15 protein-coding genes are annotated in these 23,353 nt (G+C 74.5%); 4 read left to right on the top strand and 11 right to left on the bottom strand.

Annotated elements, in window-relative coordinates:
• Positions 1 to 336 precede the first annotated feature (336 nt).
• Positions 337 to 1,176, top strand: a complete 840-nt coding sequence (locus tag AB0O82_RS04645) for a peptidoglycan DD-metalloendopeptidase family protein (RefSeq protein WP_363580176.1) — start codon at positions 337 to 339, stop codon at positions 1,174 to 1,176.
• Positions 1,177 to 1,182: 6 nt separating this feature from the next.
• On the opposite strand, the gene pcrA is transcribed toward AB0O82_RS04645, so the two are convergent.
• The 3 genes from pcrA to AB0O82_RS04630 all read right to left on the bottom strand — a co-directional run bounded on the left by pcrA (position 1,183) and on the right by AB0O82_RS04630 (position 6,041).
• The gene (pcrA, locus tag AB0O82_RS04640) at positions 1,183 to 3,810 is read right to left on the bottom strand and encodes a DNA helicase PcrA (protein ID WP_363580174.1); all 2,628 of its coding nucleotides are present in this window, start codon (positions 3,808 to 3,810) and stop codon (positions 1,183 to 1,185) included.
• Between the two features lie 148 nt (positions 3,811 to 3,958).
• Complete coding sequence (locus AB0O82_RS04635; RefSeq protein ID WP_350877187.1) at positions 3,959 to 4,636, bottom strand: response regulator transcription factor; 678 nt, start codon at positions 4,634 to 4,636, stop codon at positions 3,959 to 3,961.
• Positions 4,629 to 6,041, bottom strand: a complete 1,413-nt coding sequence (locus tag AB0O82_RS04630; RefSeq protein ID WP_363580299.1) for a PspC domain-containing protein — start codon at positions 6,039 to 6,041, stop codon at positions 4,629 to 4,631. The genes AB0O82_RS04635 and AB0O82_RS04630 overlap by 8 nt, the downstream gene beginning before the upstream one ends.
• A gap of 179 nt (positions 6,042 to 6,220) precedes the next feature.
• Between AB0O82_RS04630 and AB0O82_RS04625 the strand changes: the two genes are divergently transcribed.
• A complete protein-coding gene (locus tag AB0O82_RS04625) occupies positions 6,221 to 7,657 on the top strand; it encodes a PspC domain-containing protein (protein ID WP_363580172.1) in 1,437 nt (478 codons plus the stop codon).
• A complete protein-coding gene (locus AB0O82_RS04620; RefSeq protein WP_363580170.1) occupies positions 7,654 to 7,863 on the top strand; it encodes a hypothetical protein in 210 nt (69 codons plus the stop codon). Before AB0O82_RS04625 ends, AB0O82_RS04620 begins: the two co-directional genes overlap by 4 nt.
• A 16-nt stretch (positions 7,864 to 7,879) precedes the next feature.
• Here AB0O82_RS04620 and AB0O82_RS04615 read toward each other — a convergent pair whose 3' ends face one another.
• The 7 genes from AB0O82_RS04615 to AB0O82_RS04585 form a co-directional block, all read right to left on the bottom strand.
• Entirely contained in the window at positions 7,880 to 8,932 is a 1,053-nt protein-coding gene (locus tag AB0O82_RS04615) for a Rieske (2Fe-2S) protein (protein ID WP_363580168.1), read from the bottom strand.
• Between the two features lie 193 nt (positions 8,933 to 9,125).
• Entirely contained in the window at positions 9,126 to 10,721 is a 1,596-nt protein-coding gene (gene guaA / locus AB0O82_RS04610; RefSeq protein WP_363580166.1) for a glutamine-hydrolyzing GMP synthase, read from the bottom strand.
• Positions 10,722 to 11,815: 1,094 nt separating this feature from the next.
• Positions 11,816 to 13,567 carry a hypothetical protein gene (locus tag AB0O82_RS04605; protein ID WP_363580164.1) on the bottom strand — a complete coding sequence of 584 codons (1,752 nt, stop codon included), beginning with the start codon at positions 13,565 to 13,567 and terminating at the stop codon, positions 11,816 to 11,818.
• 218 nt (positions 13,568 to 13,785) lie between these two features.
• On the bottom strand, positions 13,786 to 15,591 hold the full coding sequence (locus tag AB0O82_RS04600) for a GMC family oxidoreductase (protein ID WP_363580162.1): 1,806 nt from the start codon (positions 15,589 to 15,591) through the stop codon (positions 13,786 to 13,788).
• 191 nt (positions 15,592 to 15,782) lie between these two features.
• Complete coding sequence (locus tag AB0O82_RS04595; protein WP_363580160.1) at positions 15,783 to 17,414, bottom strand: succinic semialdehyde dehydrogenase; 1,632 nt, start codon at positions 17,412 to 17,414, stop codon at positions 15,783 to 15,785.
• Positions 17,415 to 17,501: 87 nt separating this feature from the next.
• A complete protein-coding gene (locus AB0O82_RS04590) occupies positions 17,502 to 19,253 on the bottom strand; it encodes a serine/threonine-protein kinase (protein ID WP_363580158.1) in 1,752 nt (583 codons plus the stop codon).
• 160 nt (positions 19,254 to 19,413) lie between these two features.
• Positions 19,414 to 20,538 carry a protein kinase gene (locus tag AB0O82_RS04585; RefSeq protein ID WP_363580156.1) on the bottom strand — a complete coding sequence of 375 codons (1,125 nt, stop codon included), beginning with the start codon at positions 20,536 to 20,538 and terminating at the stop codon, positions 19,414 to 19,416.
• Between the two features lie 57 nt (positions 20,539 to 20,595).
• Between AB0O82_RS04585 and AB0O82_RS04580 the strand changes: the two genes are divergently transcribed.
• Positions 20,596 to 21,138, top strand: coding sequence for an SHOCT domain-containing protein (locus tag AB0O82_RS04580; protein WP_363580154.1), 543 nt, complete (start codon positions 20,596 to 20,598; stop codon positions 21,136 to 21,138).
• Between the two features lie 24 nt (positions 21,139 to 21,162).
• Here the strand turns inward: AB0O82_RS04580 and AB0O82_RS04575 are convergent, their stop codons facing one another.
• Positions 21,163 to 23,130 carry a protein kinase gene (locus AB0O82_RS04575; protein WP_363580152.1) on the bottom strand — a complete coding sequence of 656 codons (1,968 nt, stop codon included), beginning with the start codon at positions 23,128 to 23,130 and terminating at the stop codon, positions 21,163 to 21,165.
• Between the last annotated feature and the right edge of the window lie 223 nt (positions 23,131 to 23,353).

Below are 23,353 nucleotides of genomic sequence, written 5' to 3'. Positions count from 1 at the left end.
GGGCCACGGGTGCGGTTAACGGTCGATAACCAACCTGAGGGGAGGTTAGCGCCACCCGGCCCGGTTGGCCGCGCCACCTCCCAAGAGGAGGGCAAAGTCACAGCCCCCGGCCTTGCTACCAGTGGGTATACCCGTCCACCCGTCCACCGCACAGACCCCCGGCCGACCTCTTGACAACCGGAGGTTTTTCCGGGGCGTCGGCCTTGCGGATACAGTCTCGGCTGTTTTCTCCCCGCTTCCCCGGTACCGCTTCTCCCCACCGCTTCTCCCTGTCGCTTTCCCCGCCGCTCCCCTGCCCGACGACGCGCCCCAGGCCCACCGAGGAGGCAGCCCCCGATGGCTCCCGACGCAGCCGCCCGCCCGACCCGTGCGGAGCTGCGCCTCGCCGCCCGCGAGCAGTCCCGCGCCCAGCGCCGCGGCGCCGCCAAGGCCGCCACCAGAACCGCACTGCTGCGGGTCGCGCTGCCGTCGGTGGCCGCGCTCGGGGTCGCCGCCGCGGCGGCCGTCACCGTGCGGGACGAGGCCGATCAGCACGCCCAGGCGGCCGGCCGGACGGCACGGACGGCGGTCGACGCCCCGGGCGCCCAGGACAGCCCGAAGAGCCCGGACAACCCGGCCGACGGCGGCGCCGAAGCCGCCAGGACGGCCGCCCGGCAGGCGGTCGCGGCCGGCGACCCGGCCCAGGCCTCCCGCGGTGACGCCCGCCAACCGCTGGCCGGCGCCCAGCCCGCCGACGCCCAGGGCACCCCGGACGCGCAGCCGAGCGCCGAGCCCGTCAAGCCCAAGGTGGTCATGCCGGTCGCCCGGCACGGCCTCGGCGAGCTGTTCGGCGAGGCCGGCACCCACTGGGCCAACCGCCACACCGGCATCGACTTCCCGGTGGACGGCGGCTCCGAGGTGATGGCCGTCACCGACGGCACGATCCGCACGCAGTGGAACCCGTCGTACGGCTACATGACGGTGCTGAAGATGCCCGACGGCACCGAGGCCTGGTACTGCCACCTGCGGGCGTACAAGGTCCGCAAGGGGCCGGTGAAGCAGGGCGACGTCATCGCCTTCGTCGGCAGCAGCGGCAACAGCACCGGGCCGCACCTGCACTTCGAGATCCGCCCGGCCGGCAGCGGGCCGGTCGACCCGCTGCCGTGGTTCCTCTCGAACGGGCTCGACCCCCGCTAGGGAAGGCTAGAGCTTCTCCACCGGCGCGTAGCGCAGCAGCAGTTGCTTGCGGCCCTCCGAACCGAAGTCGACCGTGGCCTGCGCCCGGTCGCCGACGCCGGTGACGCCCACCACCGTGCCCAGCCCGAAGGTGTCGTGGGTGACCCGGTCCCCGACCGCGAGCGAGACGGCGTCCCGCTCGACGACCTGGCCGCCGCGCCGCGCCGACTGCCCCCAGCCCGCCTTGGGCTTCGACGAGGCCGACGAGCCCGAAGAGCCCGACGAGGAGCGCGAACCTCCGCCCCCCGACGAGGACTTGCCCCAGGACGACCCCGAGGAGAAGCCGCGCGCGGCCGGCGCCTGCGCCGCCCCCGTCCGCTTCCACTCCACCAGGTTCTCCGGGATCTCCTCCAGGAACCGCGAGGCCGGGTTGTACGCGGGCTGCCCCCAGGCGCTGCGCAGCACCGAGCGGGTCAGGTAGAGCCGCTGCCGCGCCCGGGTGAGCCCCACGTAGGCGAGCCGCCGCTCCTCCTCCAGTTCCTTGACCTGGTTGAGCGCCCGCATGTGCGGGAAGATCCCGTCCTCCATGCCGGTCAGGAAGACCACCGGGAACTCCAGGCCCTTGGCGGTGTGCAGGGTCATCATCGTGATGACGCCCCGGCCCTCCTCGTCGTCCGGGATCTGGTCGGAGTCGGCGACGAGCGCGACCCGCTCCAGGAAGTCGGGGAGCGAGCCGACCGGCGGGGTGCCCTCCTCGTCGGCGTCGGGCCGTTCGCCCGGGTCCTGCTCGTACTCCAGGGCGACGGAGGCGAGTTCCTGGAGGTTCTCCACCCGGGTCTCGTCCTGCGGGTCGGTGGAGGCCTGGAGTTCGGCCAGGTAGCCGGTCTCCTCCAGGACGGCCTCCAGCACTGCGGCCGGGCCCGCGCCCGACTCGACGACCTGCCGCAGCCCGGCCATCAGGACGTTGAACTTCTTCACCGCGTTGGCCGAGCGCGCGGCCATCCCGTACGCCTCGTCGACGCGCAGCAGCGCCTGGGCGAAGGAGATCCGCTCCCGCGCGGCCAGCGCGTCGACCATCGCCTCGGCCCGCTCGCCGATGCCGCGCTTGGGCACGTTGAGGATCCGGCGCAGCGGCACGGTGTCCTCCGGGTTGGAGAGCACCCGCAGGTACGCCAGGACGTCCCGGACCTCCTTGCGCTCGTAGAAGCGCACCCCGCCGACCACCTTGTACGGCAGGCCGACCCGGATGAACACCTCCTCGAACACGCGGGACTGGGCGTTCGTCCGGTAGAAGATCGCGACGTCGCCGGGCTTGGCGTCGCCCGCGTCGGTGAGCCGGTCGATCTCGTCGGCGATGAACTGGGCCTCGCCGTGCTCGTCGTCCGCGACGTAGCCGACGACCTTCTCGCCGTGCTCGCCGGCCGTCCAGAGCTTCTTCTCGCGCCGGTTGGCGTTGCGCTCGATGACGGCGTTGGCGGCGCTCAGGATGGTCTGCGTGGAACGGTAGTTCTGCTCCAGCAGGATCGTGGTCGCGTTCGGGTAGTCCTCCTCGAACTGGAGGATGTTGCGGATCGTCGCGCCGCGGAAGGCGTAGATCGACTGGTCCGCGTCACCGACGACGCACAGCTCGGCCGGCGGCACCTCGGACAGGCGCCCGGCGGCCGGGTTCACGAACTCCCCGTCCACGGTGCGCTTCGGCGCGGCCGCGACGGATCCGCCGCTCAGCTCGCGGACGAGCATGTACTGGGCGTGGTTGGTGTCCTGGTACTCGTCGACCAGGATGTGCCGGAACCGGCGCCGGTAGTGCTCCGCGACGTCGGGGAAGGCCTGGAGCAGGTTCACCGTCGTCATGATGATGTCGTCGAAGTCCAGCGCGTTGGCCTCGCGCAGGCGCCGCTGGTAGAGCGTGTACGCCTCGGCGAGCTTCTTCTCCATCGGGTTGGCGGCCTGGTCGGCGAAGGTCTCCTCGTCGATCAGCTCGTTCTTCAGGTTGCTGATCTTCGCGGTGAAGGACTTCGGCGGGAACTGCTTCGGGTCCAGGTCGAGGTCGCGGCAGACCAGCGACATCAGCCGCTGCGAGTCGGCCGAGTCGTAGATCGAGAAGCTGGAGGTGAAGCCCAGCACCTTGGACTCGCGGCGCAGGATCCGCACGCACGCGCTGTGGAAAGTGGACACCCACATCGCCCGGGCCCGCGGGCCGACCAGCGCCTCGACGCGCTCGCGCATCTCGCCGGCGGCCTTGTTGGTGAAGGTGATCGCCAGGATCTCGCCCGGCTGCACGCCGCGGGCGCCCAGCAGGTGGGCGATCCGGTGGGTCAGCACCCGGGTCTTGCCGGAACCGGCGCCGGCCACGATGAGCAGCGGCGAGCCCGCGTGCAGCACCGCCTCGCGCTGCGGGTCGTTCATGCCCTCCAGCAGCTGCGCCGGATCCACCACCGTACGGGCGGCGCCGTTGCGGTACCAGGCGTCCCGCGCGGTCTCGGCGGCGTGGTCGGTCTGGAACAGCCCCTCCGGGATGGCCTCCTCGTAGGCCTCGTACGGGGCGTCGTCCTCGTACGGCGGGGGCTCCTCGTCGAGGGGCACGGCGGGCTGCTTCGACCCGGCGGCGGGTGCCTCGAAACCGGGGAGCGGGAGGTCGTCAAAGAGGCTACTCATGGCACTCCGAGTCTATGGCCACCCACCGACAAGCCCGCCCGGCCCGGAGGAACCGGACCGGGCGGGCTCGCGACCGGGGCTCAGCGGCACGTGGGCTCAGCGAGGCACCGGCTCAGCGGCGCACCGGCTCGGCCGCCCAGGCCGGGGCTCAGACCAGACGGCGGGCGGTGGCCCAGCGGGTCAGTTCGTGCCGGTTGCTCAGCTGGAGCTTGCGCAGGACGGCGGAGACGTGGCTCTCGACCGTCTTCACCGAGATGAAGAGCTGCTTGGCGATCTCCTTGTACGCGTAGCCGCGCGCGATCAGGCGGAGCACCTCGCGCTCGCGCTGGGTGAGGCGGTCCAGGTCCTCGTCGACCGGCGGGGTGTCGGTGGCGGCGAAGGCGTCCAGGACGAAGCCGGCCAGCCGGGGCGAGAACACCGCGTCGCCGTCGGCGATCCGGAAGATCGCGTTGACCAGGTCGGTGCCGGTGATGGTCTTGGTGACGTAGCCGCGCGCGCCGCCGCGGATGACGCCGATCACGTCGTCGGCGGCGTCCGACACCGACAGGGCGAGGAACTTGACCCCGCCCTGCTCGCCCATCACCCCGGCCGAGCGGCGCAGCACCTCGACACCGCCGCCGCCGGGCAGGTGGACGTCCAGCAGCACCACGTCCGGCCGGGTCTCGGCGACGACCCGGACCGCCGACTCGACGTCGTCGGCCTCGCCGACCACGTCGATGCCGGTCGCCTCGGTGCGGCCGATCTCGGCCCGGACCCCGGTGCGGAACATCCGGTGGTCGTCCACCAGGACGACTCTCGCGGTGCGCTCCGGCGCTGCCTCAGTCATTCGTTCTCTCCATCTCCAGCTCGACCTCGGTCCCGCCGTCCGGCGCGGGCCGCACCCGTGCGGTGCCGCCGTTGCGCTTCATGCGGCCGATGATCGACTCCCGTACGCCCATCCGGTCCTCGGGCACCGTGTCGGGGTCGAAGCCGGGACCGTGGTCGCGGACGAACACCGACACCGTCTTCCCCTCCACCTCGGCGTAGACCTGGACCGGTCCCCCGCCACCGTACTTGGCCGCGTTGACGGTCGCCTCCCTCGCGGCCTGCATCTGGGCCGCGATCCGCTCGTCCATCGGGCAGTCACCGACGATCACGACCTCGACCGGGACGCCGTGCCGGTCCTCGACCTCGGCGACGACGGCGCGCAGGCTCTCCGCCATGGTGTCGGGCGCGGCCTCGGCGGCGGCCTCCGGGCGGTACAGCCACAGCCGCAGCTCGCGCTCCTGGGCACGGGCCAGCCGCAGCACCTCCTTGGGGTCCTCGGCCCGGCGCTGGATCAGGGTCAGGGTGTGCAGCACCGAGTCGTGGACGTGCGCGGCGATCTCGGCGCGCTCCTGGGCGCGGATGCGCGCGGTGCGCTCGGCACCGAGGTCCTGCCACAGGCGCAGCCCGTACGGGCCGAGCAGCACCAGCACCCCCGCGAGTACCGCGAGCGAGGCCTCGACCACCGAGCCGAGCGTCGAGCCGCTGCCCTGCATGGCGAGGAAGGCGATGGTGCCGGCCACCACGAGCAGCACGCCGGCACCGACCCGGGTGTAGGCGCCGCGCCGCTTGTCGCCCTCCTCCAGGCCGAACCAGCGCTGCCAGCGCGAGTCGTCGGCCTGCCGCCAGACCAGCGCGACGCCGACGCCGATCGCCAGCAGCGGCCAGGTGTACGGCTTGGCGGTCTGCAGGCCGAGCGCGTTGAGCAGGGCGGTGATGCCGATCACCATCATCACCAGGGCCGCGAGCTGGCCGAGGCCGCCCTGCCCGGTCTTGCCGCCCGCGCCGTCCTCCCCCTCCGCGGGGGCCGCGGCCGGCTCGCCCTGGAGGGCGTGCTGGAGCAGTTCGCGCAGCCGGCCGAGCCAGCCGCCGCGGCCCTTGCTCAGCGCGCCGCCCGGCTGCTGCCCCGAACCGGTCGGGACGAAGGCGCCGTTGACGTACACCCAGTGGGCGGCGCCGCGCTGCGCGGGCTCGCCGATGCCGATCGGCACCACGAACCAGAACGCCGCGTACAGCAGGGTGCCGATCCCCTGCGCGAAGAACAGCAGCACGAACGCGAGCCGCACCCACCGCACCGGGAGCCCGAGGTGCACCGCGAGCCCCTGCGCGACGCCGCCGAGCATCCGCCGCTGCGGGCTGCGGTAGAGCCGGCGGTACGGCGGCCGTCCGCCGTCGGGCGCGGTCGGGTCGGTGCCGCCCGCCGGCACGGCGTCGGGGGCGAGGGATCGGGGGTCGGAACCGGGTGCTGCCACGCCACCGATGGTTCCACGCCCGCGCACACGGACGCATCAGGGTGTGCCCCTGACCCCTTCTCAGGGACAAGTCAGGGTCCGGGCAGGGCTCGCACCGGTTGGGCCGGACCGGGGCAGCCGGGAGGATGGTGCCCATGACCGACGACCACCGCATCCAGGAGACCGGGCCCGCCGCCCCGCCGGAACCGGACCGCCCCCCGCTGACCAGGACCGAGCACCACCGCGTGGTGGCCGGCGTCTGCGGCGGCCTCGGGCGGCACCTGGACATCGACCCGGTGGTCTTCCGGGTGGTCACCGTGGTGCTCTGCCTCTCCGGCGGCCTCGGGCTGTTCCTGTACGGCCTGGCCTGGCTGATCGTCCCCACCGAGCCGGTGCCGGACGGCCGGGGCGGCACCCGGCACGGGCGCACCGAACTCCAGCGGGTGCTCACCGGCCGGGTGGACGGCCAGTCGGTCGGCGCGGTGCTGCTGGCCGTGATCGGTACCGGGGTGTTCTTCTCCTCGATGGGCCAGGACGACCAGCTGTTCCCGCTGCTGCTGCTCGCCGGCCTGGTCTTCCTGGCGGTGCGCTACGACCCGGACCGCCGCCGCGGCCGGGTGCGCCGGCGCCGCCGCGGCGGCCCGTACGACCGCCACTACCCCGACGGGGACCAGTACGGCCCGTACCCGTGGTCCGGGCCGGAGGACGACGAGGCCGCCCGCGCCCGGCACGCGGCCGAGCGCGCCGCCGGAACGGTGCCCGCCGACTCCCCGGCCCCCGGCCCGACCGGCTACCTGTGGGACCCGCGCCACCCCGAGCGCAACCCGTACGGCGCCGGCCCCACCCCGCCGTTCGGCACCCCGGTGCCGCCGGCGGGCGGCCCGGCCCAGCCCTGGTGGCAGCGCGTCGACCTGCCCGCGGGCGACCCTCTGCGCAAGGACGGCCCGCCCGGCCGGCCCCGGCCCGCCGCCGTCCGGCAACGCCGGGAGCGGTCCGCACTCGGCTTCTTCGGCCTGCTGCTGGCGATCGGCGCGGGTGCCGCGGTCTGGTCCGCCTCGGCCGGCCACACCGACGTCACCGTGCTGAGCGCGACCGTGCTGGCCACCGCGCTGCTGGTGATCGGCCTGACGCTGCTGCTCGGCGCGAAGTTCGGCCGGGCCCGCAAGCTCGCGGTGACGGGCCTGCTGCTCACCCTGGCGCTGGTCTTCGTCGGCCACTCCCCGGACTCCATGCGCAACGCCGTCGGCCGGCGCGACTTCACCGTCGTCGCCTCGGCCGAACTCCAGCCCCGGTACTCCCTGGGGGCCGGCCGGCTCCAGCTGGACCTGAGCGGGCTCGACCCGGCCGGGGCCACCCTCACCAGCAAGGTCGAACTCGGCGCCGGCGAGCTGACCGTCGTCCTGCCGCCGGACGTGACGGTGAACCTGGTGGCCCGGGTGGGCCTCGGCGACGTCTCCACCCCCGGTGAGCGCAACAACGGCACCGGCCGCCACACCTACCTGCTGCCACCCGGCAGCGGCCATCCGTCCAAGGGCACATTCGACCTCGAACTCGCGGTCGGGATCGGCAACATCAAGGTGGTCCAGCAGTGAGGAAGCACCGGCTCGACCTGTTCTCGCTGATCGCGGGGGCGCTGTTCAGCACGATCGCGGTGGTCTACCTGGTCGCGGCGCTCAACGACCAGGCGGTGAACGGCCGGATCGTCATCCCGGTCACCTTCATCGTGCTCGGCCTCGGCGGCCTGGCCGGCGCGGTCGCGGCGGTCGCCCGGCGCGGTCGCACCGACCGCCGGGACTGAACCCGCCCGATCAGGCTCAGCCCTGCAGCGGCCCGAGGTTCAGCTTGTCGCCGTCCTGGGTGACGGTGTACTTCGGCAGCGGCTTGACCGCCGGCCCGTTGACCACCGCGCCGGTCGCGGCGTCGAACCGGGAACCGTGGCAGGGGCAGTACAGCTGGCCGTTCTTCGGGGCGTCGACCGCGCAGCCGGAGTGGGTGCACACCGCGGACAGGCCGCAGTACTGGCCCGCCTTGGGCTGCACGATGTAGACGGCGTCCCCGGTGGCCGGGTCCTTGACCTGGGCCGAGCCGCCGACCGGCACGCTCGCGGCGGCCACCGAGGGGGCCGGTCCGGACTGCGCCGGGGTGGTGGCCGGGGCCGCGGACTGCTTGGGCGCGGAGTGCTTGGCCCGGCCGAAGGTCCGGGTGAGCGAGCCGGTGAGCAGCCCGGCGCCGCCGATCGCGACGGCGGCGATCCCGCCGTCCACCAGCGCCCGGCGCCTGACGCGGTCCTCGCCCAGCCCGCGCCCCCGCTCCCGGCCGGCCCGCCGGGCGAGGTAGCCGTCCACCGACAGGTCCGGGGTGCCGGCCAGCAGCAGCGGCGTCCAGGCCATCAGGTAGCCGAGGTCGTTGCCCAGGTAGTAGGGCGAGACGCTCCAGCTGATGGACAGCCAGAGGCTGAGGTTGATCAGCGCGCCGCCGAGCGCCGCGACCCGGCCCCAGAGGCCGAGCAGGGTGCCGAGGCCGACCGCCAGCTCACCGAAGGCGACGGCGAGCGCGAACAGGGTGGGCGCGTCCAGGGCGGCGCCGAGCAGGAAGGAGATCGGGCTGCCGCCCCTGGCCGCCTGGGTCTGCGAGACGAACGACGCCGGGTCGGCCGCCCCGGCCAGGTAGTGCGCGTCGGACAGTTTGTCGAGGGCGGCGTACACGAAGGTGACGCCGAGGAAGAGCCGCAGCGGCAGCAGCGCGTACCGGGACGCGGACGCCCGCCACTGCGCCGCCCGGTCGGCCGGACCGGCCGCTCCCCCGTCGCCCGCTTCCCCGTCGCCCGCTTCCCCGTCACCCGCCACGGAGTTGCCAGCCTCCGACATCGCTCACACCTTCCCTCGCGGCCCGCCACTCCCTGACAGGTCCGGTCCGCATTCTGCCCGCTCCCGATCGCTTTCGGTGGGAGGTCCCCACCCCGGCGGCGACCGCCCCACCGCGAACGGCCGCGCCGCCGTTCCCTGGTACGGGAACGACGGCACGGCCGTTCAGCAGCGGCTCAGCGGCCGGCGGGAGTGCTCACTCCCACTCGATGGTGCCCGGCGGCTTGCTGGTGACGTCGACGACGACGCGGTTCACGTCGCGGACCTCGTTGGTGATCCGGGTGGAGATCTTGGCCAGCACGTCGTACGGCAGGCGCGACCAGTCGGCGGTCATGGCGTCCTCGGACGAGACCGGGCGCAGCACGATCGGGTGACCGTAGGTGCGGCCGTCGCCCTGCACGCCCACGCTGCGCACGTCGGCGAGCAGCACGACCGGGCACTGCCAGATCTCACGGTCCAGGCCGGCCGCGGTCAGCTCCTCGCGGGCGATCGCGTCGGCGTCGCGGAGCAGGTCCAGCCGCTCCTGGGTGACCTCGCCGACGATCCGGATGCCCAGGCCCGGGCCCGGGAACGGCTGGCGCTGGACGATCTCCTCCGGCAGGCCCAGCTCCTGGCCGACCATCCGGACCTCGTCCTTGAACAGCTTGCGCAGCGGCTCGACCAGCTGGAACTGGAGGTCCTCGGGCAGGCCGCCGACGTTGTGGTGGGACTTGATGTTGGCGGTGCCGGTGCCGCCGCCGGACTCCACCACGTCCGGGTACAGGGTGCCCTGGACCAGGAAGTCGACCGACTCGCCGTGCTCGCCGGCCTCGGCGACGATCTCGGCCTGGGCCTGCTCGAAGACCCGGATGAACTCCCGGCCGATGATCTTGCGCTTCTCCTCGGGGTCGGTGACCCCCTTCAGCGCGTTCAGGAAGCGCTCCGCGGCGTCGACCACCTTCAGCTGCACGCCGGTGGCCGCCACGAAGTCCTTCTCGACCTGCTCGGTCTCGCCCTTGCGCATCAGGCCGTGGTCGACGTACACGCAGGTCAGCTTGGAGCCGATGGCCTTGTTGACCAGGGCCGCCGCGACCGCGGAGTCCACGCCGCCGGAGAGGCCGCAGATCGCGCGCTTCTCGCCGACCTGGGCGCGGATCAGCGCGACCTGCTCCTCGACCACGCTGCCGGTGGTCCAGGTCGGGGCGATGCCGGCGCCGCGGTAGAGGAAGTGCTCCAGGATCTGCTGGCCGTGGTCGGAGTGCAGCACCTCGGGGTGGTACTGGACGCCGTAGAGGCGGGCCTCGTCGTTCTCGAAGGCCGCGACCGGGACCACCGCGGTGGACGCGGTGACGGTGAAGCCCTCCGGGGCGGCGGAGCAGGCGTCGCCGTGCGACATCCACACCGAGTGCTCCGCCGGAACGCCCTCGAACAGGGTGGAGCCGGTGCGGCTGACGGTCAGCGGGGTGCGGCCGTACTCGCGGGCGCCGGTGTTGTCGACCGTGCCGCCGAGGATCTTGGCCATCAGCTGGAAGCCGTAGCACATGCCGAAGACCGGGACCCCGGCCTCGAAGATCGCGCGGTCGAGCTGCGGCGCGCCCTCTTCGTAGACCGACGACGGACCGCCGGAGAGGATGATCGCCTTGGGGTTCTTGGCGAGCATCTCGGCGACCGGCATGCTGCTCGGCACGATCTCGCTGTAGACCCGCGCCTCACGCACCCGACGGGCGATGAGCTGGGCGTACTGGGCGCCGAAGTCGACCACCAGGACGGTGTCGTTGTCCGGCGCGGACTGGACGGGAATTGCAGAGGACACAGACGGCCTTCCGGCAGCGGTACGAGAGGTGTCACACCGAACCGCTTCCCCGGCGGGGGCCGCGGCGGCGACGGGTGGGGGTGTCTGGACACCGATTCTACCGGGCTGTCCGGTTTCACTCGTCTGCCCGTCCAAACGACCGTGACCGGGCGGGGCCGCCTTTCGTTGCTTCAGACGACCGTACGACCGCGCCGCGCCCGCCAGACGCGCCGCCTTCGCCCCGGCCAGGGGCGCCGCCGTACGGACTGCAGGACCACGCGTGGAGCTTCATCCCAGTCCACCGGCGCATGTGGCACCGCCGCCCCGGCCCCGCCGGGAGCGCGGTGCCGTGGGACCGTGCGCGGGTGCCGCGGCCGGACAGCAGGGGACAGCGACCCCGGCCGCGACTGGACCGAGAGGTGGGACGGCCGGTCCCCGGGGACGCCCGGGCCGGTCGTCGCACCCCCCGCCGCGAGCCGGGCACACCCGGGCGCACACCCTTCCCCGTCCCGCGCCGCTACGCGCGTCCCCGTGCGCCGCAGCCACCCACACCACTACGCACCGTGATCATCGACGCCTCGCGTCGGCACCTGCCCGCAACCGCCCGACGGGGCGGGGCGAGGCCCGCACCCGCGCCCGGGCCACACCAGGGAGTCGGCACCCGCACCAAATGCGCTGGGCCGAACTGTGCCGAATCGGTTGCAGAGCAAGCCCTTCGTCCAGCACGATGCTGCGTGGAAGCGGTTCTCCCGGCGGCCGGCAGGCTCACCGCGGAGACCCCGACCGCTGCCGCCGCACTGGGCGACAGCCCCGTACGTCACCTCACGCTCCGTGAGCGAAGGCCCGGCGCAGACCTGCGCGCCGACCCGCCGCACCGCGAGCGTGCGCGCCCCGCGCCACCGGCCACCCACGCCGGCCCGCGACGGCGCGACCCCTGAGCCGACCGACCCGACGGCGCCCCTCCCCCGGCGCCGTCACCCCCAGCACCGGCGCAGCCCTGACGCCGCGTGCTGAGCGACAAAGGGCCCCGTTCCCCCGCGGGGCCCTTTGCCCTGTCCGGGCCGCTCCGCCCACGGACGCTCCGCTCAGGGCTGCTCCGCTCGCGGCTGCCCGGCTCAGGGCTGCTTGCGCCAGACGCTCGGATCGACCGGCTCCTCGGCCGGCGAGCCGGGCGGCGGCACCAGCGGCGCGTCGTCCGAGCCGACCACGTCGCCCACCGCCGCCCCGGAGGCGTACGGCTGCGGCTCAGGCCCGGCCTCGTACGGCGCCCCCGGCGACGGCACCGCGCCGTACGGGGGCGCGCCGTACGGGGGCGCGCCGTAGGCGTCCTCGCGGGCCACCGCGCCCCGGCCGCGGACGGCCGCCAGCAGCGGCGGCACCAGCAGCGCGCCGATCGCCGCCCAGACCAGGTTGGCCACCAGCACGCTGGCGAAGCCCAGGCTGATCGAGGTCTCCCGGGACAGCACCGTCTGGTTCGCGAAGGTGTTCCACCCCGGGGTCGCCGAGGACGTCGAGGTCGTCATCAGCGCACCGCCCACCGCCATCAGCGCGGTGAGCGCCACGGCGTGGACGGCCGCCAGCCGGAGCCGGTCGGCCGCGTCCAGCCGCCGCCGGTACGCCGACCAGCCGAGGACGCCCGCCGTGGCGAGGGCCAGCAGGCCGGTCCAGCGCCAGTCGGCGGTCTGGTCGTGCAGGTCGAAGAAGGAGACCTCCATGCTGTCGGGGGTGTCCTGCCAGTCGCCGCCGATCGCGGCCGCCGCGTCGCTCGCCCCGCCGCTCGCCCCGCCGCTCGCCCCGCTGAACGCCTGCAAAGTCGCCCCCGAGCCCAGGCCGAGCAGGCCCAGGCCGAGGTTGGGCAGGAAGGCCGCCGAGACCGGTGTCTGCCAGCCCTCCTCGCTGTTGACCGCGACCAGCACGAAACCCGTCACCGAGGCCAGGCCCAGCGACAGTGCCAGCGCCCGGCCGCCCGTGAGCGCGGCGACCGCCCAGCCGCGCACCGCCCGGCTGCGCCAGGCGGCCCAGCGCAGCGCGTCGGTGCCGTGGACGGCGAAGGCCGTCAGCGCGGCGAGCAGGGCGGTCCAGCCGGTCGCCTCCAGCCAGCCGGAGTCCACGGTGTACGTCACCCCGAGGGCGCGGCCGACGAGGCCGGTGCGCTGCGGCTGCCAGGACGTCCCGCCGGCCAGCCCGAGCAGCGCGGTCACCGCCGCCAGGACCACCGCGGTACGCAGCGCCTCGCCCGCGGCCTGGGCTCGGGTCAGCTGGAGGCCGGCGGCCCGGCGGCGGCGCGCCCCGGTCCGCAGGCCGAGCCAGAGCGCCAGCGCCCACAGCACAGTGACCGTCAGCGGCACCGCCCGGAACAGCGCGTCCATGCCCTCCGCGTCGCCGCGCCGCAACGCGCTGGTGTACCCGAGCTTGAACGGCGCGCCGAGCGCGCTCAGCGCCATCGACAGGGCGGCGCCGAAGCGCTCGCCGAACCCGGGCGCCCGGACCAGGTAGGCGTACTGGTAGTCGCTCGGGATCGCCACGATCAGCGCCGCCAGCAGCAGCACGGCGGTCGGGGCGGCGGCGACCAGGAGCGCCGGGCGCCAGTCCGCGCCGAGCAGCTGGCTCAGCACGGTCGGCCGCCCGGCCCGCGGGTCGTACGGCTGCCCGGCGCCCCAACTGCCCAGCGTGGGCGGCCCGGCGGGCTGCGGGTGGCCCGGGCCGTAGCCGGGCGGCGGGCCGTAGCCGGGCGGCGGAGGCGGCGGCGGGTACCCGGGCGCGGCGGACGGCGGACCGTACGCCGGCGGGGGCGGTACGGCAGGCGGTACGGGAGGCGGTACGGCAGGCGGTACGGCCGGCGGAACGACGGGAGGTACCGGGGGCATGGCGGCCGTCGGCGGGGGCGGCGTCAGCGGCCGCCCGCACGAGACGCACGCGGACGCCCCTTCCACCGATGCCGCGCCGCACGATGCGCAGATGGCCATGGACCGGTTTCCCCCCGCTCGACGAGTTCCTGGTCCCCCAGAAAGCCCGTTTATCCCATCGGATCCGAACGAATGTCAACCGGGTACCGAGCCGGGCGGGTTGGCCCGTCGAGGCCTGCTCAGCCGCGCTTCTTCGGGACCTCCGGGACGGGCAGCAGCGGCAGTCGGAGCGCGCCGAACGCGTCCTCCGGGACGGCCGGCCGGGACGGCGCCACCGGGGCGACCCGCCGGTAGGCCTCGCCCTGGGCCGGGCGGCGGTCCGCCTCGCCCTTGTTGGGCCACATCGACATGGCGCGCTCGGCCTGCGCGGTGATGGTCAGCGAGGGGTTCACCCCGAGGTTGGCGGAGACGGCCGCGCCGTCGACCACGCTGATCCCGGGGTGGCCGTACAGCCGGTGGTAGGGGTCGACCACGCCGGTCTCGGGGGCGTCGCCGATCGGGCAGCCGCCGAGGAAGTGGGCGGTCATCGGGATGTCGAAGATCTCGCCGGCGCTGCTGCCCGCGAAGCCGTTGATCTGCTCGGCCAGCGCCTGGGCGCCCTGTTCGGCGGCCGGGATCCAGGTCGGGTTGGGGGCGCCGTGGCCCTGGGCGGAGGTGAGCCGGCTCTTGCCGAGCAGGTCCTTCTTCAGCGAGACGGTGATCGAGTTGTCCAGCGACTGCATCACCAGGCCGATGATCGTCTTCTCGGACCAGCGGTGCTGGTTCATCGAGCGGGCGAAGGTCACCGGGTGGCGCACCGACCCGCCCAGGTAGCGCAGCCAGCGCGGGGCCCGTCCGCCGCCCTTGACCTGGGCTATCGACAGCGCGCCCATCGCGTTGGAGCCCTTGCCGTAGCGGACCGGCTCGATGTGGGTGCTGGCGTCCGGGTGGATCGAGGAGGTGATCGCCACGCCCTTGGTGAAGTCCACCCGGCTGCCGTAGCGCCGGTCGGTGGTCTGCGCGCCCACCAGCGCCTCGGAGTTGGTGCGGGTCAGCTCGCCGAGCCGGGCGGAGATCCGGGGCAGGTGCCCCCCGTCACGCATCCGGTGCAGCAGCGACTGGGTGCCGTACGTCCCGGCCGCGACCACCACCCGGGCGGCGGTGATGGTCCGCGCGCCCGCCTTCACCCGGTCGGTGCGGGAGCGGGAGTCGGTCCGGCGCACGTCCACCGCGTAGCCGTGGCTCCCGTCGGCTCCGGGGAGCTCCCGGATCCGGGCCACCGTGGTGAGCGGGTGGATCTCGGCGCCGCCCCGCTCGGCCAGGTGCAGGTAGTTCTCGGTGAGCATGTTCTTGGCCCCGTGCCGGCAGCCCGTCATGCACTCGCCGCACTCCACGCAGGCCTTGCGGGCCGGCCCGGCACCGCCGAAGTACGGGTCGGCGACCTCGTCCCCGGGCGCCGCCTTGGCCCTGCCGCCGGCGTCCCGGCCGTCCCCGAAGAAGACCCCGACCGGCGCCATGTGGAAGGTGTCGCCCACCCCCATCTGCTCGGCGGCGGCCTTGAGGTGCACGTCGGAGGGGGTGACGGTCGGGTTGAGCCGGACCCCGAGCATCCGCTGCGCCTGGTCGTAGAACGGCGCCAACTCCTCCTGCCAGTCGGTGATGTGGCGCCACTGGCGGTCCTCGAAGAAGGCCTTCGGCGGCACGTACAGGGTGTTGGCGTAGTTCAGCGAGCCGCCGCCGACCCCGGCGCCGGCCAGGATCAGCACGTTGGCCAGCAGGTGGATCCGCTGGATGCCGTAGAGGCCGAGCTTCGGCGCCCACAGGTAGTTCGGCAGGTCCCAGGAGTTCCTGGGCAGTTCGTCCCGCTCGAAGCGCCGACCGGCCTCCAGGACGGCGACCCGGTAGCCCTTCTCGGTCAGCCTCAGCGCGGCGACCGAACCACCGAAGCCGGAGCCGACCACGACCACGTCGTAGTCGAACTCCGCCGCACCGCCGGACTCCACCATCTGCCACTGCTCCTTCGGGACACGAACCTGACTACGGGACGGGCGGACCTGACTGCGGGACGGGCGAACCTGACTGCGGGACGGAACCTGGCTGCGGGACGGTCGGATCGGACCACCGGCCGGGCCGACTCCGACCCACGGGGACGAACCGCCGGCCCGGGACGGCTACTTGAACCTTCGGCCCGGGACGGCTACTTGAACCGCAGCGCCTTCAGCACCCGCAGCCCGCCGGTCATCACCGCGGCGAACTGCCGGTCGTCCAGCCCGAACGAGGGCGCGATCGGCATCAGCCGCTGGGTCGCGACGGTCTGTGCCTCGGTGAAGCGCAGGATGCCCTCGGCGCCGTGGCGGCGGCCGAGCCCGGAGTCGCCCATGCCGCCCATCGGCGAGCCGATCGAGCCGTACGCGGCCGCGTAGGCCTCGTTGACGTTGACCGTGCCGGTGCGCAGCCGGGCCCCGACCGCCCGGCCGCGCCGGGTGTCCCTGGTCCAGACGCTGGAGTTCAGGCCGTACGGCGTGGAGTTCGCGGCGGCCACCGCCTCGTCGTCGGTGTCGAAGCGGTAGACGGAGACGACCGGGCCGAAGGTCTCCTCGCCGCAGACCGCCATGTCCGGGGTGACCCCGTCGAGGATGGTCGGCTCGAAGAAGTACGGGCCGAGGTCGGGCCGGGCCCGGCCGCCGGCCAGCACGGTGGCGCCCGCCTTGACCGCCTCCTCCACGTGTCGGGTGGTGGTCTCCAGCTGGCGGACGGAGACCAGCGAGCCCATGTCGGCGCCGTAGGCCAGGCCGCCGCCGAGGCGCAGCGCCCGGGTGCGGGCGGCGAAGCGCTCCAGGAAGTCGTCGGCCACCGAGCGGTGCACCAGCAGCCGCTCGATCGAGATGCACAGCTGCCCGGCGGAGGAGAAGCAGGCCCGCACGGCGCCCGCGGCGGCCCGGTCGAGGTCGGCGTCGGAGAGGACCAGCATGGCGTTCTTGCCGCCGAGTTCGAGCGAGGCGCCGACCAGCCGGGCGGCGGCGCGCTGGGCGACCTCCCGGCCGGTGCGGGTGGAGCCGGTGAACGAGACGTAGTCGGCGTGCTCCACCACGGCGGGACCGATCACCGGGCCGTCGCCGATCACGACCTGCCACAGGTCGGCCGGCAGCCCGGCCTCGATCAGCAGCTCGCGGGCCCACAGCGCGGTCAGCGCGGTCTGCGTGTCCGGCTTGTTGACCACGGCGTTGCCTGCCGCGAAGGCGGGCAGGACGTCGCCGACGGACAGCTCCAGCGGGTAGTTCCAGGGCGAGATGTGGCCGACCACGCCCTTGGGCCGGCGGGCCTCGACCGCGTGGGTGAGCACCGGCAGCGCCCCGCCGCGCCGCTTGTCCCGGAGGTAGCCGTGCGCGGCCCGCCCGTAGTGCCGGGCGGCCATGGCGACGGCCAGCACCTCCTCGAAGGCGTGCAGCCGGGCCTTGCCGGTCTCGGCCTGGACGAGGTCCAGCACCTCGTCCTGCCGCTTGAGCAGCAGGTCGTGGAAGCGCAGCAGGACGGCCGCCCGGCGGCGCACCGGCAGCGCGGCCCAGGCCGTCTGGGCGCGGCGGGCCAGTTCGAAGGCGACCTCGACGTCGGCCGGGGTGGACCGCGGCAGGCTCGCCAGCCGCTCGCCGGTCAGCGGGGCGACGGTCTCCACCAGGCTGGGCTCGCCGGTGGCGGTGACGCCGGCGGCCAGCCGGGCGACCAGGGACGGCGGGACGGCCGCCGCGACGGTCCGGCCCCCGCCGGGGGCGGGCGGGTTCCCGGTCGCGGGGTGTTCGGTGGCCGCTGCGCCTGCTGTGAGGTCCGACATACGGCGCAGCCTAGGCGCTCGGCGGCCGGTCCGGTACCCGTCGGTAACAAGAATCTGCCGCGGCCGGGTGGAGCGGGCTCCCCCCGGTCAGCGGGTCGGCGCGAAGTAGTGCAGCACCGCGTTGAAGCGCTGCTCCGCCTCGTTCCACTCGTTGCCCCGGTCCGGGCTGGACGAGTAGATCGCGTAGCTGGTGCCGTCGTCGTCGATGAACTCGGCCTCGACCGCCCGGCGCCGGCCGCCCTCCTTGGCGAGGTAGCTGAACTCCCAGACGGCCGCCTCGTGGCCGTTCACCGCGACGCCGGTCATCTTGTGCTGCTTGTACTCCTTCAGGTTCTTGGAGACGGTGGCCTCCATCTGCCGCAGGTGGTCCAGCGGCTTGACCGACTGGCCGACGGTGACCGCGAACTGCAGGTAGTGCACCTTGTTGTCGGGGCTGTAGTAGACCTGGTTGTCGGGTGTGGCACTGCGCTGCCAGGCCGGGCTGACCGAGGGCAGCGGGAAGCGGAAGCCGGCCGGGTCGTCGACCCAGTGGTAGCCGTTGGGCGCCGCCGGCCCCGGGCTGGCGCCACTGGTGGGGTCCGGGTTGACGGAGGCGGTCGGGACGGGCTCGTCGGCCGTGGAGGCGGCGACGTGCCCGGTGGTGGTGTTCCGGGTGGCGAGGAAGGTCGCGCCGGCCGCCAGCAGGCCGACGGCCACCGCGATCACGACGATCTTCAGGGTGCTGCGGCGCTTGGCCGGCCCGCGCGCGGGCGTGACGGGGTGCGCCACCGGCGCGACCGCTGCGGTGAGCGCCGCCGCCCCGTCGGCCGCGCCCCCGGTGGTGTCCGGAACGGCCCCCGAGCGCACCCCGGTCGGCTCCTCGGCCTCCTCCACCGTCGTCCCCGGCGCGGCCTCCTCCGCGTGGTCCTCCGCCGCCGCCGGGCGCTCGCTGCGGTCCACCACGGGCACCGACTGGGTGGGCGCGCGCAGCGGCGCGACCGACTTCAGGCCGATCGTGTGCCCGGCCTTCACCTCGGCCAGCATCCGGGCGGCCTCGTCCGCGTTCGGCCGCTCGGCCGGGTCCTTGGCCATCAGCGCGGCCAGCACCGGGCCCAGCGGCCCGGCCCGGAGCGGCTCCGGCAGCGGCTCACCCACCACGGCGGCCAGTGTGGTGATCGGCGAGGTCCGGCGGAACGGCGACTGGCCCTCCACCGCGGCGTACAGCGTCGCCCCGAGGCCCCACAGGTCGGAGGCCGGCCCGGGCCGCTCGCCCTGGGCGAGCTCCGGCGCCAGGTAGTCCGGCGAGCCGACCAGATCGCCCGGCCGGGTCAACTCGGCCGAGCCCTCGTACGTCGCGATGCCGAAGTCCAGCAGCACCACCCGCCCGGTACCGCGCTCCAGCAGCACGTTGGCCGGCTTCACGTCGCGGTGCAGGACGCCGAGCTGGTGGCCGCGGTGCAGTGCGGCGAGCACCTGGCTGCCGACCTCGGCGACGGCGCGCGGCTGCAGGGTGCCGTCCTGGCTGATCACGTCGGCCAGCGAGCGGCCGTCCACCAGCTCCATGACGATCCACGGCCGGCCGTCCTGCTCCAGCACGTCGTGCACCGTGATCACGCCGGGGTGCTTGATCCGGGCGGCCGCGCTGGCCTCCCGCTTCATCCGGGCGTGCAGGATCTGCAGCTCGTCCTCAGGCAGGTGGTTGACGGTCAGTTCCTTGACCGCGACCTCGCGGTTCAGCATCCGGTCCCAGGCCCGCCAGACGGTCCCCATCCCGCCGCGGCCGAGCCGGTCGCCCAGCTCGTACCGCCCGGCCAGCAGCCGCTCCGTCTCGGCCGTCTCCGGCCGGTCCTGCACGCCCATCGGCGACCACTCCCCCTCACATCCGTCTGCCGTCACAGCGACGGAGGGCCTGGTGCAGACCACTGTTCGAACAAATCCCACGCACACATTAGGCGCACCTTGCCAGCCCCGGTAATCACGCTCACCCGTCGGACCGACGGCCCGGGACACTCCGGGGCCGTCAGCCTGCGAACAGCACCACCGCGGTCACTCCCAGCACCAGCAGCAGGAACACGCCCCCGACCAGCAGCGGGCCGAGCAGCGCCGGAGGTATCCGCGGCGGCCGCACCTCGTCCGGCCGCCCGGCGCCCGCCCCGGCGCCCACCCCGACGTTCGTACCCACGACGACCTCCGGCCGCCCCCGTCCACCACCCCGCCCGCGCCGACGCCGCACCAGCGGGGCCTCCGGTCTCAGCACCAGCGCCCGCGCCGCCCACTCCTCGTCGACCGGCTCCGGCGCGCCCGCGAGCAGCGCCGCCAGCTCCCAGCGGGCCTCCTCGGCGGTCGGCCGCAGCGAGGGGTCGGGCTGCAGCAGCCGCTCGACCAGCGGCGCCAGCGGCCCGCAGGCCGCGGCGGGCTCCCGCCGCCCGTCCCGGACCGCCGACACCAGCTCCGGCACGCCGCCGTCCGGGAACGGCGAGCGGCCGGTGACCAGCCGCTGCACCAGCACCCCGAGCGCCCAGCAGTCGCCCGCCGGGCCGCCGTCCAGCGGCCAGCGCTCCGCCACCGGGCCGACCAGGGTGGCCCGCACGTCGTACCGGCGGCGCCCCCCCGGGCCGCCGAGGTCCTCGGCCAGCGCCTCCTGCGCCACCCCGGACAGCAGCCCGCCGAGCATCGCCGCGCCGTCCTCGCAGACCAGCACGGACTCGGGGGTCAGGTTCCCGTGGACGAGTCCGTCCTCGTGCAGCGCCCGCAGCGCACCGGCCAGGTCCGCCGCCAGCTCGGCCGCCCGGTAGGGCGGCACCGGTCCGGCCGCCACCAGGTCCGCCAGCGTCATGGCGCCCGGCCGCTCCTCCACCGTCCACAGCAGTTCGCCCTCGACGAAGGCACCGAGCCCGCGCAGCAGCCGGGGGTGCCCGGTCGGCGCGGACGAGCCGACCGCCGCCACCCGGCGGACCAGCCGGTCGGCGTGCGCGGGCACCTCGCCGTCCAGGTCCTGACCGGTGGTCAGCAGCGCGGGCAGCTCCAGGGCGCGCAGCAGCACGGACTCCCCGGTGCGGTCGTCCACCGCCAGGGCCCGCAGGAGTTCGGGACGGTCCGTCAGCCGGTACCGTCCCGCCAGCAATTGCCCCGGGCCGCCTCGCATGCCAGTTCCTCTCGCTCACCGAGCAGCCTACTGAGCGGCTCCTTTACGCTCGGTCCCATGGACTGGACCGATCTGATCGACACCGCCTTCAAGGTGGCGGGAAACAACAGCCAAGCCCATCAGGCCGAGGCCGTGCGCACCGTGGAGGCGGCCGTCATCGACGGCGAGAATCCGGTCGCCTCGACGGCCGGGCGCCATCCCGACCACTTCCGCAAGGGCGTGCTCGTCCTCACGACCCACCGACTGCTCTTTCTCAAGGACGGTAAACCGCCGGTCCCGGTTCCGCTTACGGCGGTCACGGACGCGGCCGTGGCCAGGACCAAGCTCAACGGCGACGTGCTCACCGTCGTCGCGCTGACCGGCTCGCACCGGTTCGAGGACGTGGCCAAGGCCGACGTCTTCGCCGAGCAGCTCCGGGAGGCCGCCCGGCTCGCCCGCAAAGCCGCGTCGGCCGCCCGCCCGGCGGCCGACACCGCCCCCGCCGACCTCAGTGCGGGCGACCAACTCCTCGGCCAGCTGGAGCGGTTGGCCGCCCTGCACGCCTCCGGCGCGCTCACCGACGAGGAGTTCACCCGGGCCAAGGCCCGCCTGATCGGCTAGGCCCTGCCCGGCCGGGGCCATGGCCTACGGCGCGGGCTGGAAGCTGGCGAAGGCCGTGTCCCGGGCCTGGGAGTTGGCCGGGGCACCCCAGTCCGCGTCCGGGGTGATCCAGTAGATCGCGTAGCCGTACTTGGCCGGGTTCCCGGTGACGAAGCCCCGGTTGAGCGAGTGCGTGCGCGGCGTGCCGCTGATCCACTCCCAGTCGGCCGCGTTGCTCCACTGCCGGTAGTTGATCGCGGCCAGGTTGACCCGCTGGTAGTTGGTGACCTTCGAACGCAGGCCCGGCTCGGACTCCTGCCAGTCGGCGACGGCGCTGGGACCGGGGCTGGTGGTCCACTCGATGGTCAGGGTACTGCCGTTGCCCTTGAAGATCCGGCGGACGCCCTCCGAACCGGCCGGCTGGAGCCAGTCCGGCAGGACGACCGAGAAGCCGGTCGGGTCCTTGTACTCGTGGTAACCGGCCGGCACGGCGGTCCCCGGAGGGGTCGGGCTCTGCGCGGGGGTGGTGGCGGGCGAGCCGGCGGCCGGCGGGTTCGCCGCGGAGGGGCCGGGCGTGTCGGCCGGTTTGTCGGGGGCCGGCGTGTCGGTGGCCGGCTTCTCCGGGGCGGGCTTGTCGGTGCCCGGCTCCGGCTCCGCGGGCGGAACGGACGCGGCCGGGGTCCCGCTCGGCCCGGTCTCGGGGCCGGTCGAGACCGACGAGGTGGCGCCCGCACCGTTCGCCGACGAGTCGTCCCCGTTCCCGACGGCCTGGAGCACCGCGACCACCCCGGCGATCAGCAGCAAAACCAGCACCACGGTGACGACGGCCAGCCGCCGCCGTCCGTTGCGCGGGTCGGCACCGGCCGCCTGCGTGGCGCCCAGGGTCCACTCGCTGGTCACCGGCCGGATCGGCTCGGCCCCCGGAGCCGGACCCGACGCCGAGCCCGACGCCACCTCCGAGGACGGCGAAGCGGGCTCGGGCGCCGGCTCCACGACGGGCTCCGCCGCGGCGGCGGGCTCCTCGTCCTTGGCCCGGCTGCCCACCCGGACCGTCCCCAGCAGCCCGCCGATGGACCGCTTGCGGCCCTCCTCGGCCTCCGCCGGGGCCTCCTCCGGCTCCACCGCGGCGGTCGGCCGCTCGACCGGCAGCGCGTGCACGGTGGTCGACTCGGCCTTCGAGGTGGCCTCCGCGACGACCCGCTTCAGCATCGACCGGGTCTGCGAGGCGTCCAGCCGCTCGGCCGGGTCCTTGGCGAGCAGCCCCTCGATCACCGGCTGCAGCGCCCCGGCGTTCACCGGAGCGGTCAGCTCCTCCGTCATCACCGCCGTCAGGGTGGCCAGCGCCGAGCCCCGGTCGTACGGCGGCCGGCCCTCGACCATCGCGTACAGCGTGCCGCCCAGCGACCACAGGTCGGCCGGCGGCCCGGGCTTCTGCCCGCGGGCCCGTTCCGGGGATATGTACGAGGGCGCGCCGACCAGCATGCCGGTGGAGGTGACCGAGGCGTCGCCCTCCACGCTGGCGATGCCGAAGTCGGTGAGCACGACCCGGCCGTCGTCGCCGATCAGCACGTTGGACGGCTTGACGTCCCGGTGCAGGATGCCCAGCGCGTGCGCGGCGCTCAGCACGCCGAGCACGTCGAGCGCGATCTCGGCGGCCCGGGCGGGGGCCAGCGGCCCGTCCTCCCGGATGACGTCGGCCAGCGAGCGGGACTCGACCAGCTCCATGACGATCCACGGCCGGTCGTCCTCGTCGACCACGTCGAAGACGGTGACCGCCGAGTTGTGCCGGATCCGGGCGGTGGCCTTGGCCTCGCGCAGCGTCCGGACGATCAGCCGGTGCTTCTCCTCCTCCTCGACGCTGGCGTTCATCCGCAGTTCCTTGACCGCGACGGTCCGCCCCAGCATCTCGTCCTCGGCGCGCCAGACGGTGCCCATGCCGCCGCGCCCGAGCACGCCGTTCAGCCGGTAGCGGCCGGCCAGGAGGCGGCCGGTGGAACCCTGCGCCTGGGTCATTCGGAACGTTCCCCCATGTGCTGCTGGCGGTCGTGGTGACGGCGTGTCGGCCCGGCCTCAGGCCCGAACGCCCAAGTCTCCATCATCCCCTGTCCCCGGGGGCCGGGACCACCCGGCCCCCGCACCCGATCCGGGGCGTGCCGGATCGGGCTCGGCGCTCCGTGCCCGATCTGTGATCGAAAACTCGCCAAGATCTGGCCGGGGCGCTGCTACCGTTCGGCAG

Origin of the sequence: Kitasatospora sp. NPDC088264 (genome assembly GCF_040685715.1) — a bacterium.
Lineage (GTDB): Bacteria > Actinomycetota > Actinomycetes > Streptomycetales > Streptomycetaceae > Kitasatospora.
Note: the sequence above shows the minus strand (reverse complement) of the source record. Positions and strands in the feature narration are given on the sequence as shown.

Bases quoted from the DNA above. Each gene is read 5' to 3' on its own strand.
- AB0O82_RS04635 (WP_350877187.1), bottom strand. From the start codon at position 4,636: ATGACTGAGGCAGCGCCGGAGCGCACCGCGAGAGTCGTCCTGGTGGAC.
- AB0O82_RS04590 (WP_363580158.1), bottom strand. From the start codon at position 19,253: ATGGGCGTGCAGGACCGGCCGGAGACGGCCGAGACGGAGCGGCTGCTG.
- AB0O82_RS04605 (WP_363580164.1), bottom strand. From the start codon at position 13,567: ATGCCCCCGGTACCTCCCGTCGTTCCGCCGGCCGTACCGCCTGCCGTA.
- AB0O82_RS04645 (WP_363580176.1), top strand. From the start codon at position 337: ATGGCTCCCGACGCAGCCGCCCGCCCGACCCGTGCGGAGCTGCGCCTC.
- AB0O82_RS04585 (WP_363580156.1), bottom strand. From the start codon at position 20,538: ATGCGAGGCGGCCCGGGGCAATTGCTGGCGGGACGGTACCGGCTGACG.
- pcrA (WP_363580174.1), bottom strand. From the start codon at position 3,810: ATGAGTAGCCTCTTTGACGACCTCCCGCTCCCCGGTTTCGAGGCACCC.
- AB0O82_RS04595 (WP_363580160.1), bottom strand. From the start codon at position 17,414: ATGTCGGACCTCACAGCAGGCGCAGCGGCCACCGAACACCCCGCGACC.
- AB0O82_RS04615 (WP_363580168.1), bottom strand. From the start codon at position 8,932: ATGTCGGAGGCTGGCAACTCCGTGGCGGGTGACGGGGAAGCGGGCGAC.
- AB0O82_RS04580 (WP_363580154.1), top strand. From the start codon at position 20,596: ATGGACTGGACCGATCTGATCGACACCGCCTTCAAGGTGGCGGGAAAC.
- AB0O82_RS04600 (WP_363580162.1), bottom strand. From the start codon at position 15,591: ATGGTGGAGTCCGGCGGTGCGGCGGAGTTCGACTACGACGTGGTCGTG.
- AB0O82_RS04575 (WP_363580152.1), bottom strand. From the start codon at position 23,130: ATGACCCAGGCGCAGGGTTCCACCGGCCGCCTCCTGGCCGGCCGCTAC.
- AB0O82_RS04625 (WP_363580172.1), top strand. From the start codon at position 6,221: ATGACCGACGACCACCGCATCCAGGAGACCGGGCCCGCCGCCCCGCCG.